This window comes from Candidatus Gullanella endobia (genome assembly GCF_900048035.1).
GTDB classification, from domain to species: Bacteria; Pseudomonadota; Gammaproteobacteria; order Enterobacterales; family Enterobacteriaceae; genus Gullanella; species Gullanella endobia.
The window spans coordinates 537,565-552,407 of record NZ_LN999832.1 but is presented as its reverse complement, the minus strand read 5'-3'; the positions used below and the strand labels follow the sequence as shown (position 1 = coordinate 552,407).

The 14,843-nt window shown below is 27.4% G+C and carries 9 protein-coding genes; 5 read left to right on the top strand and 4 right to left on the bottom strand.

Annotated elements, in window-relative coordinates:
* Positions 1 to 487 precede the first annotated feature (487 nt).
* Positions 488 to 1,093, top strand: coding sequence for a 16S rRNA (guanine(966)-N(2))-methyltransferase RsmD (gene rsmD / locus FVIR_RS01520; protein ID WP_067498073.1), 606 nt, complete (start codon positions 488 to 490; stop codon positions 1,091 to 1,093).
* Between the two features lie 346 nt (positions 1,094 to 1,439).
* Here rsmD and FVIR_RS01515 read toward each other — a convergent pair whose 3' ends face one another.
* Positions 1,440 to 1,760, bottom strand: a complete 321-nt coding sequence (locus FVIR_RS01515) for a DUF1820 family protein (protein WP_067498070.1) — start codon at positions 1,758 to 1,760, stop codon at positions 1,440 to 1,442.
* 659 nt (positions 1,761 to 2,419) lie between these two features.
* Positions 2,420 to 2,692 (bottom strand): sulfurtransferase TusA, encoded by a 273-nt coding sequence (gene tusA / locus FVIR_RS01510; RefSeq protein WP_067498068.1) that lies wholly within the window; start codon positions 2,690 to 2,692, stop codon positions 2,420 to 2,422.
* Positions 2,693 to 4,953: 2,261 nt separating this feature from the next.
* Here tusA and ibpA point away from each other — a divergent pair.
* Entirely contained in the window at positions 4,954 to 5,367 is a 414-nt protein-coding gene (ibpA, locus tag FVIR_RS01500) for a small heat shock chaperone IbpA (RefSeq protein WP_067498060.1), read from the top strand.
* Positions 5,368 to 5,472: 105 nt separating this feature from the next.
* Positions 5,473 to 5,928 carry a small heat shock chaperone IbpB gene (gene ibpB / locus FVIR_RS01495; RefSeq protein ID WP_067498057.1) on the top strand — a complete coding sequence of 152 codons (456 nt, stop codon included), beginning with the start codon at positions 5,473 to 5,475 and terminating at the stop codon, positions 5,926 to 5,928.
* A gap of 875 nt (positions 5,929 to 6,803) precedes the next feature.
* On the opposite strand, the gene FVIR_RS01490 is transcribed toward ibpB, so the two are convergent.
* Positions 6,804 to 7,805, bottom strand: a complete 1,002-nt coding sequence (locus FVIR_RS01490) for an AI-2E family transporter (protein WP_067498054.1) — start codon at positions 7,803 to 7,805, stop codon at positions 6,804 to 6,806.
* 476 nt (positions 7,806 to 8,281) lie between these two features.
* On the opposite strand from FVIR_RS01490, the gene glyQ reads away from it, so the two are divergent.
* Together glyQ and glyS are read left to right on the top strand one after the other, a co-directional pair.
* Entirely contained in the window at positions 8,282 to 9,202 is a 921-nt protein-coding gene (gene glyQ, locus FVIR_RS01485; protein WP_067498051.1) for a glycine--tRNA ligase subunit alpha, read from the top strand.
* Positions 9,203 to 9,204: 2 nt separating this feature from the next.
* Positions 9,205 to 11,274: a glycine--tRNA ligase subunit beta gene (gene glyS, locus FVIR_RS01480; RefSeq protein WP_067498048.1), complete on the top strand. Its 2,070-nt coding sequence runs from the start codon at positions 9,205 to 9,207 to the stop codon at positions 11,272 to 11,274.
* An 809-nt stretch (positions 11,275 to 12,083) separates the two neighbouring features.
* On the opposite strand, the gene sodA is transcribed toward glyS, so the two are convergent.
* The gene (gene sodA / locus FVIR_RS01475) at positions 12,084 to 12,701 is read right to left on the bottom strand and encodes a superoxide dismutase [Mn] (protein WP_067498046.1); all 618 of its coding nucleotides are present in this window, start codon (positions 12,699 to 12,701) and stop codon (positions 12,084 to 12,086) included.
* Between the last annotated feature and the right edge of the window lie 2,142 nt (positions 12,702 to 14,843).

Sequence of the window (14,843 nt, the reverse complement as noted above, 5' to 3'; positions counted from 1 at the left end):
TGTTTTTATAGTTTCATTTTATATAAATGAATATTAATATTAGATCAGAAACAGAACTTTAATCTTGTGTAGTAAGCGATAAAAATAATCTATATTCGTTTTTTCTATTTTTATTTAGAAAAAAGTAATTCGATAACATCCACTGTTTTATCACACATTATAGTAACTACAATAGAAGGTATCGGTTTTCCATATTCTACTTCATATTATTATCTTGATAATAAATAACTTAACTAGAAAAAGAAATAACGTTTTTGCCATTTTCGGTTACATTCCTTACTAAACATTAAAATAGCGAATAAGTAACCTATTCATTTGATAATACTAAATTCATCAACTTTTGCTAATGAACAATATGCATTATACAAGAATTTACAATAGAAATAAATAGATATATTATTTTTTATGTTTTTTGATTACTAAAATAGTATATTTTTGATGCTTTATATTGTCTTTAAAAAATATGTTAACCTATAATGAGATATCTATGGCAAAAAAAAAGATAACCAACTCAGTTGGCCAAGTTCGTATTATTGGCGGTTTTTTTCGAGGTCATAAGCTAAAAGTAATAGACAGGCCAGGTTTAAGGCCGACTGCTAATCGAGTTAGGGAAACACTTTTTAATTGGTTAACTCCGGTTATTCAAGGCGCACATTGTCTTGATTGTTTTGCTGGCAGTGGTGCTTTAGGTTTTGAAGCACTATCGCGTGCTGCTAGTAGCGTTACATTATTGGAACAGGATTATGCAATTAGTATGCAGCTAACCCAAAGTCTTATAACGTTGAAAACAAAACATGCGAAGGTTATTAGCACAAATAGCCTACTTTGGCTTGCTCAACCAGGTTCTATTTTTGATATTGTCTTTATTGATCCTCCTTTTCATCACGGTATAATAAATTCTACGGTAGATATATTAGAGTATTATCAACGTTTATCTGATAACGCCTGGATTTACATTGAAACTGAAAAAAAAAGCTTTACTCCTAAAGTACCAGCTCATTGGCAATTACATCGAAAGAAAATTGCTGGTCAAGTTGCTTATTTTCTCTACATCCGTCACACTACGCTAAAGAAAGGACATAATACTCATTAATCTATATCATTTATTTATCCTAATAGTGTTAGGTTTTATTATTTAACCTAATAATTTTATAAAGCTGCTGAAATATTTTCTTAATATTAGTTAAGCTTGATAACAGTGATATGTATGTGTACTTCTATATCACTGAAATCTATTCGGAACAGAAATAAAATAAATTTAGTAGCAGTTTATGAAAAACATATTTCTATTTTAATATCTTTAAAATAGTTATTTCATGTAAAAATAACGGGTATAAGTAATTTATTGACCATGAAATTTAACTGACCATAAAATATAGCCTGCATAACAAATTGTTAATTAATCAAAATAAGGATACTGGGGAACATACCCTACTCTATTATAGTTTCTTACTAGGTAAATAAGGAAACATCGTAACATTATCACCTAAATCGGAAATACGAGCACTGCCTTTTTTAGTCACTACGTCAATACGAATGATAGCTTGAAGTGGGATATGGCTACGACTGACACCGCTGAATTCTGTTTTTAGCTTTTCCTCGGAGGGATCGACTACCAAATTAGTATGATTGCTAAATATAAAATTACCAATTTCTATAAACCCAAATAAAGGACTTTGACTAAGTTCATGTACAAATAACTGATAATTTTTGCCATTATTAATAAACTGAATACGATAAATAGGATACTCGCTGCTCATAAACCTGCTGTCTCTCGCAATGTATACGCATGAATTACGCCAAGGAAAAGTAGCGGTAAAATAGCATGAAGGTAGGCAACGCTCGTCTGCCTCTGCCTAGATACCAATACCAGAATAAATAAATGCAGTCAACAGCTGTATTAACCTATGAGACCATCGTAGATTTTATAAAAATATTAATTCATTACATACAAATCAAATTTGATGCACTGGCGACGATAGTTAATAGCATACTGTTGATGCTATAAAGTAATTCATATTATAAAATAAATGAATACCTTATGTTGTTATTAATTTCTTTTCCTGCTATATACTTTAATAGCATTTGATTCGATTATTTCATAATACTGGCACAGTTTATATGATACGTAAATTCGATTTCTGTTAATACCTATAATTTTAAGATTGATGTTGATTATATCGCCTTATACTCTAATTTAATAAATTAGATTTAGCCTAAATGAATAAAAATTCTTTATATAAGAATTATATTTCATTACTTTTAGTGGAATTTTTAGTTTTAAGTATTGTTTGTTTAAAAAATTATTATTACTATTCATTTATCCTGAATAGGATTTTGCTTATTTTTCTATCTTTATGTAAAGCTTATATATTACTTTATGATAATACATTTATTATATCCTTAAATTTTAATTTTTTTAAAAATAACTAAGATCAGATTGCTGCTCATACCCTTTGCATAAAAGATAACGATAAGGTAGTTGTTTCGTAATCTTCGCCAATAAAGTATGATCCATAAATCGGCAGAAACTAGGAATATCACGAGTAGTTGCCGGATCGTCAGAAATAATCAATAATGTCTGACCATCAGACATATGGCGTACAGTTTTACGTATTGCCATGATAGGTTCAGGACAACGAAGCCCACGAGTATCTAAAGTTTTATCTACAGTAGAAGAAATATTACACATATATAATATCCAAATTAATTAATAATGAATATTCCTCTAGTCTACGTTAGAAAATTATTACTGCAAGTGTGTTAATAATTAAATCATTTATTATTGTATTAATAATACATAAAACTATTATATATAATATGTATAATAAATATGTCAGATGTTGACAGTTGCTTTACTTTATGATTAAAACTGGATTTTTTCGATACCTTCATAATGTCGGTTATCCTTGATAGGAATTACTATTTTTCATTTTATAATTTATTATATTAAATCATTTTTTAAAAATTATCGATATCTATTTTTTCTTTATCTCTTACTACAAGAATAAAGAATCATCTTTATTCTAATTGAATAGATACTAATAATAATCTTATTGTATTTATTACTTTTATCATAAAAAGCAGAGATTTTACGAACTAAGAATATTCAATCTATTTATAATCTATATTGTCCATATTATTTTTATGATTTTTTGATTTCAATCAATTTTTTTTGAATATATTTATTTTAATAGTTTTTGACAACTTCGCTTAAAGTTAATTGAATAACCTATCATATTTTACATGAAAATGAATTTATCTGATAACAGACTTTGTCTATTGAGTAATATATAATTAAAAAGTAAATCTATATATAAAGCATAATAATATATTGATATTGCACGCTAGTCTTCAATATTTTATTTTTTTATAAAATAGCGAAGATAATAGGATTATGATAAATTTTATAATTTGATAATAAAGATAGGATTTTTCTTGAATTTAGAAGAAAATTAGAAACATAAACTATTAAAGCAATAGAAATTAAAAACATTAAAAATAGATAAAATATATCTATGAATAGTTAATTTATTAAAAACTATTATCAGGTATAGTGTAGATTATAAGATATCAAGTCTAGATATATTGATATCATTCTAACTTTAAAAAAATTCTATTCATATCAATTATATTTAATATAATTGGTTATATTTGTTTTTATAAAAATTTCTGCTAATTTTAATAGAAAATATTTTATTCTTTCTGTTTATTAACTTTTTAAATACTTTTTAAAACTGTATTAATGAAGTTATTTTAATAGATGTATAAGCAGATAATACGTTCTTTTTTATAATTAGACGTATATACTGATAACTGAATTAATGGTAAATAGTTGAAATTTAATTTGAGTCGAGTGCTATTTATTAAAAGGTCAATATTAATCTAGATAAATAAAAATATTTTTATTTATCTAGATTAATCGAATGTCAACGAATATTTCTATTATGAAAAATAAATCAATTTTCTTATATTATGAGTATTAATAGCTCTTTTAAAAAAAATTAATTTTAGATATTAAAATACAATTATATTTCTGTGTTTTTTAGAATTTTTGACTTTTATAAAATTATAAAAATTAATTACATTTAATATTTTCTCTAATAAAAATAATAAGAAAAGAGCAATTTTTTATAATTAAGATTTAATCTAGTTTAGATTATGTTGTTAAAAATAATTTATTCTATAAATAAAATTTATGTTAAAAAAGCTAAGATTTAGCATATAAATAAATTTATATCAATTTAATAAATTTCTTTTTTAATAAGTAAATAAAATATATTAAATTAATATAGTTTAAATAAAATTGATATTAATATATCCTTGATAGCATAGTAGTTATTTTCTATTATAACAGAACTAATGATTAAAATATAATGGTAAGAATTTTAGTTTATGTTTTATTCTGATAAGTTTTTATAAGCTATATAATATATATAGCTAAAATAAAGAAAAGAACGAATATTTTTATATTCCATGAAAATGAATCATACAATTAAAATATTTTAGTAACTACTTGTATTATAAATGCTTATGTACTTTAGTTCACTGACGTGAATACTATAATAGTAGTTTTGATAGAAAAGGTATGCAGTTATATTGCTAAAAACAGTACTAATTTTAATATGTTATATTTTATAACAAAAATAACTTTTATTCATCTTATTAGATTTAACTCATTACATAATGAAATCTGCTATCATAACTATATTTAATAGACTTTAAATTATTTTACTAACAAAAATCAAAATAATTAATCTAATACAGAGCAAATGGAGTAAATAAATCTAATTCATATGTTTTATGATTACTTAGATATTTTTTATTAACGTCTCTTGAAAAATCTAATGGAGGTACAATTTTCATCATATGAATAGAAATTGTATTCCGATTATCAATTTCTCTAATAGAAAATCTTTTGGTATTCTTATTAAATTTTGGAGGTTTTAAGTTATGCATAATTTTGATTTCTCACTATTATACCGTTCTGCTATTGGTTTTGACCGTTTAGTTAATTTATTAGAAGCAGGTCAAAGTCAGAGCAATGGTGGTTATCCCTCATACAATGTTGAATTAGTAAATGAAAATGAGTATCGCGTTGCTATTGCAGTTTCTGGTTTTACTGAAAATGAAATAGAAATTACTGCTCATGATAATCTCTTAACAGTAAGAGGCACTCATATTAATGATCAAAGAAAACGTAATTATTTATATCAGGGTATTGCTGAGCGTAATTTCGAGTGTAAATTCCAATTAGCTGAACATATACAAATAAAAGATGCCCAATTAGTTAACGGTCTTTTGCTTATTGATTTGAAACGCGTTATACCGGAAACACTCAAACCACGCCGTATTGAAATAAAATAGCTTTCAAAAGCTAACGTTTAATACACTAGTTTTTTTTAGAAGCTCATCTCAAGTCAAATTAACGAGCTGAGCCGATTGTTTTTCTTAATATAAGGAGTTAATAACATGCGTAATTATAATTTTTCTCCCTTATTTCGACAATGGATTGGTTTTGAAAAATTAGCTAGCAATATTCAAGAAGATCATCAGGGAATACATTATCCCCCTTATAATATTGAAAAAAGCGATGATAATCATTATCGTATTACCCTTTCATTAGCAGGTTTTACTCAGAAAGAGCTATCAATTGAGTTGGAAGGTTTTCGACTAACTATTAAGGGTAAACCTGTACTTAGAGAAAAAGAGACGCATTATTTACATCAAGGCTTATTCTATAAAGAATTCTCTCTTAGTTTTACTCTGGCAGAACATATGACAGTAGAACAGGCTAATTTTAACTATGGTCTACTGAATATTGATTTAAAACGAAATATTCCTGAATCGATGCAGCCACGGCGTGTTGCTATTAGCACTACTGAAAACCATCCAGCGCTTCAAAATCATACCTTAAATACTGAGTAGATTTGCATAATTTGCAATTCATTTAGCAATAAGAAGTTAAGCTCTTATGAGCTTTAGATTTATTTTCGTAATGATACGCCCGTTAGTTCTCTAACGGGCATCAATTTTTTTAGATTAAATAGTGTCTTAGTAATAATTAATAATTTATACAAGAAATGATTTTATTGATGTGGTGATAATATAAAGAAAAATATAATCCTTTATATAAAAAGTTAGCTATATACGCTAATTATTTTATTAAAATATAGCTGATTTAATTTTACTTCATATAATTAAATATTTAAATTTCATAGAGCTTTGTTCTTTTTAAGAACCAGTTATGGGAATAGAATGGTATAAATGTTATTAATTAGAATTAATTAGCAACAGCACTTAATTCTGCCCTGATAGCGTTTCTAATTTTTGTTTTTTATTGGTAATCATAAGCAAATAAAATATTTAATGATTAATAGAACCTAATATAAAGTGCTAATCTATGCCAATATTAAATAAATAGAAAAAATGTTATAATTTTTATTAATCATATGCAATATGAGTTATAGTGATGGTTTAATAAAACTCTATATTCAACAGTATATTCAGAATAATTAGAAATATATTTTTACCTTAATAAAGGTTATAGACGTTAAGATATATAACTCTTTATTTAGAGTAAAATCCTCGATTATTCTATCAAAATAGAAGTTTAATTTGTAAACGAAACGAGAAATAAAATAATGACTATAAATTATAGCTTATATCACTCTAGATTAGATTGATATCTAACCTACTTATATATCACTAGTAAAACTATTACCGTTGTAATAGCAATAAAATATCAATGATGTATTTTATTTAGAGAATAAGTTCTAATCATAAACATAGTCTATCACTAATTAGATTAATTCCCGTGCTTGCAATTCTGTTTTTAAGTAAGCGTAGCAAATCGGCGCTTCTATTAACCCTTCTAAACCAAATGCTTCTTCAAAAATAAGCATAATTAGTAATAATTCCCAAGATTTGGAATTAATACGGTTACTAATAATCTCGGCATTAAGAAAATATTCTAATTTATGAATTAGGATGAGATATAATATCATGATCCCTCCTATTTTTAAAGAGATAGAGAGTGCTGAAATAATAATCATAAAGTTAGAAATAAGATTACCAACAATTGGTAATAAACCGAAAACAAAAGTAGCTACAATCAAAGTTTTACTCAGAGGTAGATGAATGTCGAATAATGGACACAATACCATAATCATTATCGATGTAAGTAGTGTATTAATCAGAGATACTTTAACCTGAGCAAATACAATATTGCGAAACGCTTGAGAGAAATAATTTAGACGTTTGAGTAACTGCTGCGTAAAATACGTATTTCGACCAGACGATTTATTGAGCGAAATTACTACACCAATAATAAGGCCAATAAAAATAGTAATTAATCCATGTAAAAAAGCACGACCCATGTTACGAATAATAATCAAATTAGATTCAATCAAAGCAAAGAGTTTTTCTTTTAGTTCTTCTGTATTTTCTGGTAAAAAGAAGGAAAGATAATCAGGAATATAATTCTTTACATCGGAAAAGATGCGATTAGTTTCAGCGCTAATGTTGATACAACGCTGAACATCTGTTTTCAAAAAATGTACTAAGCTTACGATACCTAATGTCATAATCATGACTATAAACATAGTAATTAGTGTTACTACTACCCAACGTGCGCGATTACTACCTACAAGACGTTCAAACCAGGGTATCAAAGATGTAATTATTTCATATGCCGCAAAACCAGCAATAAAACAAGGAAATAAATGCATTGAGATAATTAGAGTTATAAAAAGAAACATTAAAAGATAAGAGGTTAATTTCAAATATGTTTTATTGACACTCATTTTTTCTTTCCTTTAATTATTAGTAAGTTTCTTTTTTCAAACATATCAAATAAAATAGGTGGCTAGTCATAGTAGCGATAGTTTAAATCATACCATCGTGTCTTCCTATGTTAGGAGAAAAAAATGACATGTTTACCTAGATTTTTATCGTGCCACTAAGTCTAATTTTATCAACTATAAAAGGATTATAGAATTAATCAACAAAATGAGATGATTCATACAATTAACACAATAACAAGATCACTATGTAATCCTTATTACTAGCAAAATTTATTGTTTTTATATACTAATATGAGTGATATCTCTATATCGAAAATTATTTTTGATCTATTAAATTTAAATAAGATACTTACAATTATAATTGTATCTAAAATAATTATTCATAATTATTTCTGTACTTAAACTATATACCTGGTTATTAGAAGGTATAGTAACATTTTATCATTATATTCACTTGCAATATACACGAATTCAATATGAAATACTTTAATCCAAAGACTTTTCAAGGTTTAATTCTAAATCTTCAATATTATTGGATGAATCAAGGCTGTACTATCGTTCAATCAATGGATATTGAAGTTGGTGCAGGGACCGCACATCCAATTACCTATCTTCGGACTATTGGTCCGGAACCCATCTCAGTAGCCTATGTTCAGGCTTCGCGACGTCCAATTGATGGACGCTATGGAGAAAATCCTAACCGACTATATCATTACTATCAGTTTCAGGTAATCATCAAACCTTCACCAAAGAATATCCAAGAATTGTATCTTAGTTCGCTAAGAGCAATTGGTTTAGATCCAACCATTCATGATATTCGTTTTGTGGAAGATAACTGGGAAAACCAGACACTAGGCGCCTGGGGTCTTGGTTGGGAAGTTTGGTTAAACGGTATGGAAGTGACGCAATTTACCTATTTTCAACAAGTAGGTGGATTAGAATGCTTTCCAATAACAGGTGAAATTACCTATGGTCTTGAACGTTTATCAATGTATCTTCAAGGCGTCGACAACGTTTATGATTTAATATGGAACTATAATCAGCTAGGTTGTATCACTTATGGTGATGTATTTCACCAAAATGAAGTTGAGCAATCTATTTACAACTTTGAATATGCAGATGTTGATTTTTTGTTCACTTGTTTAGAGCAGTATGAAAAAGAGGCGAAAAATTTAATGGCTCTAGAAAAACCTCTACCGTTGCCAGCTTATGAGCGCATTTTGAAAGCAATGCACAGCTTTAATTTACTCGAAGCTAGAAAAGCTATTTCGGTTACAGAACGTCAACGCTATATCCTTCGGATTCGTGCTTTAACTAAAACCGTAGCAGAAGCTTACTATGCTTCACGTAAAATACTTGGTTTCCCGATGTGTAAAAAAAATAAAACTAAGAGGTAGTCATGACACAATATACTTTTCTTGTGGAAATTGGCACAGAAGAGTTACCGCCAAAAACGTTACGTGCATTGGCTGAGGTCTTTGCCACTAATATTAGCTACGAACTCGATACAGCTAATATTCGTTACGGAAAAGTTAACTGGTTTGCCACACCTCGACGTCTAGCAGTTAAAGTCACTTCGCTCGATAAAGCGCAAGCTGATAGAAATATTGAGAAACATGGTCCAGCTATCTCACAAGCATTTGATATCAACGGTAATCCTACTAAAGCAGCTAAAAGTTGGGCACGTAGTTGTGGTATTTCAGTTAACCAGACTGAACGTCTCATTACTGATAAGGGGGAATGGCTTTTTTATCGTGCTAAAGTTAAAGGACAGGCAGTAAAGAATCTTTTATTCGACATAACTAAACGCGCGTTAGGTAAATTACCGATTACGAAGATGATGCGTTGGGGTGATAGTGAAATACAGTTCATTCGGCCAGTTCACACTATAACGTTACTATTAAATAATAGTATTATTATGGGAAATATGCTCGGTATTGATGCTAATCGTATTATTTTTGGTCATCGTTTCATGGGTGAGCAAATAATGAGCGTAGAACATGCTAATGATTATCCAGAGATACTACTAGATCGCGGTATGGTAATGGCAAACTACCTACAGCGTAAAGAAACGATTAAAAGAGATGTAGAAGAAGCTGCTAAACGGTTAGGTGGCATAGTTTATCTTAATGATAACTTGCTTGAAGAGGTTACTTCACTAGTAGAATTTCCAGTTGTTCTTACTGCTAGCTTTGAAAAGAAATTTCTATCAATTCCAGCAGAAGCACTTGTTTGCACAATGAAAAGTGACCAGAAGTATTTTCCAGTATATGATACTTTAGGAAATTTAGCACCGTACTTTATTTTTGTTGTAAATATTAAATCTAAAAATCCTCAACAGATCATTATTGGTAATGAAAAGGTTGTTCGTTCACGCTTAACTGATGCAAAATTCTTTTTTAATTCTGATAGGAAACAGCGACTAGAAGATCGCCTACCTCTACTAGATGCAGTATTGTTTCAAAAACAGCTTGGTACATTACGTGAAAAAAGCAACCGGATTGAAGCTCTTTCGGCTTGGATCGCTGATCGGATTGGTGCGAATGTATCACAGGCAGCGCGTGCTGGCCTTTTATCTAAGTGTGACTTGATAACTAATATGGTATTTGAATTTACTAATATTCAAGGCGTGATTGGCATGCATTATGCTCGATGTGATGGTGAGACTGAGTTGGTAGCACTAGCGCAAAAAGAGCAATATCAGCCACGTTTTTTTGGTGATCCGCTTCCAACGACACTAGTATCTTGTTCGCTTGCTATTGCTGATAAAATAGATACATTAACTGGTATTTTTGGTATTAGCCAATATCCAAAAAGAGATAAAGATCCTTTCGCTCTGCGCCGTGCTGCACTCGGTGTATTGCGCATTATTGTAGAAAAACAACTTCCGCTAGATCTTAAAGTACTCATAGAAAAGGCAGCACACCTCTACGGCGACAAGTTGACTAATAATACTGTAGTGAATGATGTTGTTGATTTTATGCTCAATCGTTTACGTGCCTGGTACCAGACAAAAGGGTATAGTATCGATGCTATTCAGGCAGTACTAGCGCGGCATCCAACCCGACCAATAGATTTTGATGCCAGGATAGATGCAGTAACTTATTTCCGTACCCTGGAAGAATCAGTAGCACTAGTGGGAGCTAACAAACGGGTATCTAATATATTGTCTAAATCTAAAGATCCAATCTACGAGGACTTACAGAACTCGCTACTTAAGGATCCAGTAGAAATCATGTTAGCTAGCCATCTAGTCATATTACGCGAAAAACTGTATCCCTTATTTATGGCTTATCGTTATCAGGATGCTCTAATAGAGTTGTCGGTATTACGTAAACCAATAGATACGTTCTTTGATAGCGTGATGGTAATGGTAGATGATCCTCAAATACGTATTAATCGTCTAACGTTACTCGCGCAGTTGCGCGAGTTGTTCTTACAAGTAGCAGATCTTTCTCTATTGCAATAGACTTTATATTGTTTCCGATATGCTATCATCGGTTTAATGATTTTTATTTTTAAGATATATCGTGATGCTATTACTAATGAAATTTAGTATGCGAGATTATTCTTAAATTAAGAAATGACTTTTTTATTTACAGGGTTGTAATCATTAAAATAATAAATAGAAATATACTAGTTAATAGATAAAAACCTAACGATAATAGTTAATAAAAATTTAATTACATGGACTTTTCATTGAAATTTTATGATTCTTTAAAGAAATTTTCTTTTTTTATTAGAAAAAACTTTATAGAAATCATCATGAAAAGTGATTTCATTATACTATAGAAAATTAGATGATAGTGTTATATTAATTTTTAATAAGTAATCAATTTATTAGATAATATCTATGATAGTTGTTTCATATGTATTTTTTTTAATTACACCTATCTTTAATAAAAATAAAGAAACTATTTATTATAAACTTGCTAAATATTAGTTTTGTTTAATTAGTTATCTTAAGTTTTATCCTAGCTATACAAATATTTCGAGTAATTTTAGATAAAAATAGCATATTATTAACGTAACAAAGTAGCGTACTAATACGTAGATTATATGTTTTTAGTAAACAAGTTAAGGCTAAAATTTTTTCAAAATTAGCTCTAAGTTATATGAAGCAGAAGTATACTTATTTTTCTTATTTTTAAAACTTCATAGCCATAGCCTTAACTATGGTCTAACTGCACATTAGTTCTCTTTTATGTGAGAGAAAATTCCAACTAGATGCAAGTAGAAGATGTTAACTAATATCGGCGTAAGCTAAAAAATAATAAATTAGGTATGACTAAAACGTGTAGCTGCTTCATCCCAATTGACTATATTCCAAAATGACTTGATATAATCAAGTCGACGATTCTGATATTTTAGATAGTAGGCATGTTCCCAAATATCTAAACAAAGAATTGGATAACCACAGGTCCCAGAAATTTCTTCCCCCATTAGTGGATTATCTTGGTTAGCGGTAGATAGGATTACTAGTTTACTATCTTTTTTTACAAGCCAAGTCCAGCCAGAACCAAAATGGGTAGTAGCAGTTGTTTCGAACACTTCTTTAAACATATCAAAGCTTCCAAAATTATATTCGATAGCGCTTTTCAGTTTACCATGTAAGATTGTTCCTTTTTTTAAACCATTCCAAAACAGACTATGATTAGCATGGCCACCAGCATTATTACGAAGAACAGTTCTTTTATCAACTGGAAGCTGATCTAGTTTTTGTATCAAGTCATTAACTGCTAGATTAGAAAATTCTGGTAACTCTTCTAAAGCAATATTTGCATTATTGACATAGTTCTGATGATGTTTGGTATAATGAATTTCCATTGTTTTTTGATCAAAATACGGTTCTAAGGCATCATAACTATATAATAGGGGAGGTAGCATAAATTTCATATTAATATTTCCATTTTGATTGGACTGAATCTATTTAGCGTATAGAAAATTTTAAAATAAATATTACAATAGCGTAAGCAATATGGATATTGTATTTAATTAAATATTGAATAAAAATGTTTATTAGTAACTTTAAAAAATTAAAATAATTTTTATTAATACATATTGAATAGTTAAAACTATAAAATTTTTTATAAAACTCTACTAAATATCGAAAAAAGAACAGTGACAAAATTCTTATGATATCTTTAAATTTCTCTATCTTATAAAATAAAGCTAATGCATTAGCTTTTCCTAAAGATGTACTTTTAGGATTACAAAATAATAGTTATAAAAATGACATAAGCCTATAGATACTTATAGTGCTGATATGATATTAATCAAGCAAATGTCTATTGAAAAGTATTAATCTCTTCGGATACTGATAAATTAATAGAAAAGATATTTAGTTATTTTTAACGATTTTATTGTTAATACATCAAAAAATATTATTATAGAGTAGCATAACCAAAGTTTATTTAGCTAGTTAATCTAGCTCTATTTGACAAAGCTATCTGAATAGTAATATTTTAGATTCATGCTTGTTCTGCCAAGAAATTTGTTTACATATGAAAATTTTCTCCTATGAAGTCTATAATCAGATTTTATATCAAAAATCGTAAAATTTACTATAATAATAGCTACTATACCAACAGATATATTTGATATAGTTTCGGTAGTAAACAATTAGAAAATATATCTGCATCTTATTGAAAGATCATCTATTATACTATTAAGTACTGATTGTTTGCAATTTTATAAGTTTATCTATTACATATATTACATATATTATATATACTTTCTACTTAAACACATTAACATAATATTACTAGATCTTTAAAAAAATCAAATTATAACGTTAGAGCTATTTAGCGCATTGATTAAAACTTTTAAACATCTAATATTCCTTATATTAATCTAAATATTTATAAAATATTTTAGTATCTTATAAATTATAACTGATTTGTGATATGCATAATTTTCAATACTATGTTCTTTTTTATTGTAATTGTAATATTAATCTTTAAGGATAAGGTTTTAAATAAAAAATAATTTTTATTGGGGCTAGAAAAAATCGTATATCTATTGAGTATTAATCTCAATTATTTATAATAGTTTCATAAACAGCAAACATCTTTATTAAAAAGAATAAATATCTGTAATTCGATTTAGTAAAAATAAATATTAATTTTTTAATAAATTTTAACTGATATATATAATATATAAGATAGAGTTTTTGATCCTCTCTTATAGATTAGTTTTATACCGTAATATAGCATGAAATTTTATGTATTTTATATTAAAAAATGATCATCAATAATAAATTTTTTCTGTTATTGTTGATTTTATTTTTTCATAGCGATACATATCTTTGAAGATATCACTCTTTGATAAATAATAAATTTTCTACGTTAGTAATATTTTCTTTCATTTTTAATATAAATAGCATATCAGACTATAATAGTTATATTCCACGTTATTTTTAGGTATTTTTTAAATTCATGAATATAATAATGATTATGTCTATTTTTATAGATAGTTTTACTTTAATAGGAGAGTAATTAATATTATCCCTGTAAACTCAACGAGTTATTGCAGTATTTTATTAAATTAAATAAATAAGGTCAAAGATTAAATTTACTAGCTATTAGTTTATATGAAAGCTATTAATTTAATTAACTAAAAATTCAATATGATTTATACGATAAATAAAAAACTAAATATCTTATTGATTAGTGCATAATAATTCAATTTTTATTAATCTCTAGAGTAAAGGTTAGTAGTATTTTTTATAAAAGTTCGCATAGCATTACTATGCTAGATTATTTTATAGTATTACATACTTATCGTAGCAATATTAAATTTTAGTAAAATTATATAAAAATTTTACTAAAAATGAATAATATAACATTTTTAGCAGTACAAGATATAGATCAATAATAAGAGTATTAGGTAATAATATCAATTAATAGCAAATAGTAATTTACTCTTACTCTAAATTAACTCAGTAATTTAAAAATATTATTTGTTAATATTTATCTATATAAATCTTATGATATTCTATAATGAATAGCTTTAAAATCAATTCTGTATAAATAGTAT

What these genes read in the sequence shown, in the direction of transcription:
- tusA (WP_067498068.1), bottom strand. Translation starts at nt 2,692, where the DNA reads ATGTGTAATATTTCTTCTACTGTAGATAAAACTTTAGATACTCGTGGG.
- FVIR_RS01515 (WP_067498070.1), bottom strand. Translation starts at nt 1,760, where the DNA reads ATGAGCAGCGAGTATCCTATTTATCGTATTCAGTTTATTAATAATGGC.
- ibpB (WP_067498057.1), top strand. Translation starts at nt 5,473, where the DNA reads ATGCGTAATTATAATTTTTCTCCCTTATTTCGACAATGGATTGGTTTT.
- FVIR_RS01490 (WP_067498054.1), bottom strand. Translation starts at nt 7,805, where the DNA reads ATGAGTGTCAATAAAACATATTTGAAATTAACCTCTTATCTTTTAATG.
- sodA (WP_067498046.1), bottom strand. Translation starts at nt 12,701, where the DNA reads ATGAAATTTATGCTACCTCCCCTATTATATAGTTATGATGCCTTAGAA.
- glyS (WP_067498048.1), top strand. Translation starts at nt 9,205, where the DNA reads ATGACACAATATACTTTTCTTGTGGAAATTGGCACAGAAGAGTTACCG.
- glyQ (WP_067498051.1), top strand. Translation starts at nt 8,282, where the DNA reads ATGAAATACTTTAATCCAAAGACTTTTCAAGGTTTAATTCTAAATCTT.
- rsmD (WP_067498073.1), top strand. Translation starts at nt 488, where the DNA reads ATGGCAAAAAAAAAGATAACCAACTCAGTTGGCCAAGTTCGTATTATT.
- ibpA (WP_067498060.1), top strand. Translation starts at nt 4,954, where the DNA reads ATGCATAATTTTGATTTCTCACTATTATACCGTTCTGCTATTGGTTTT.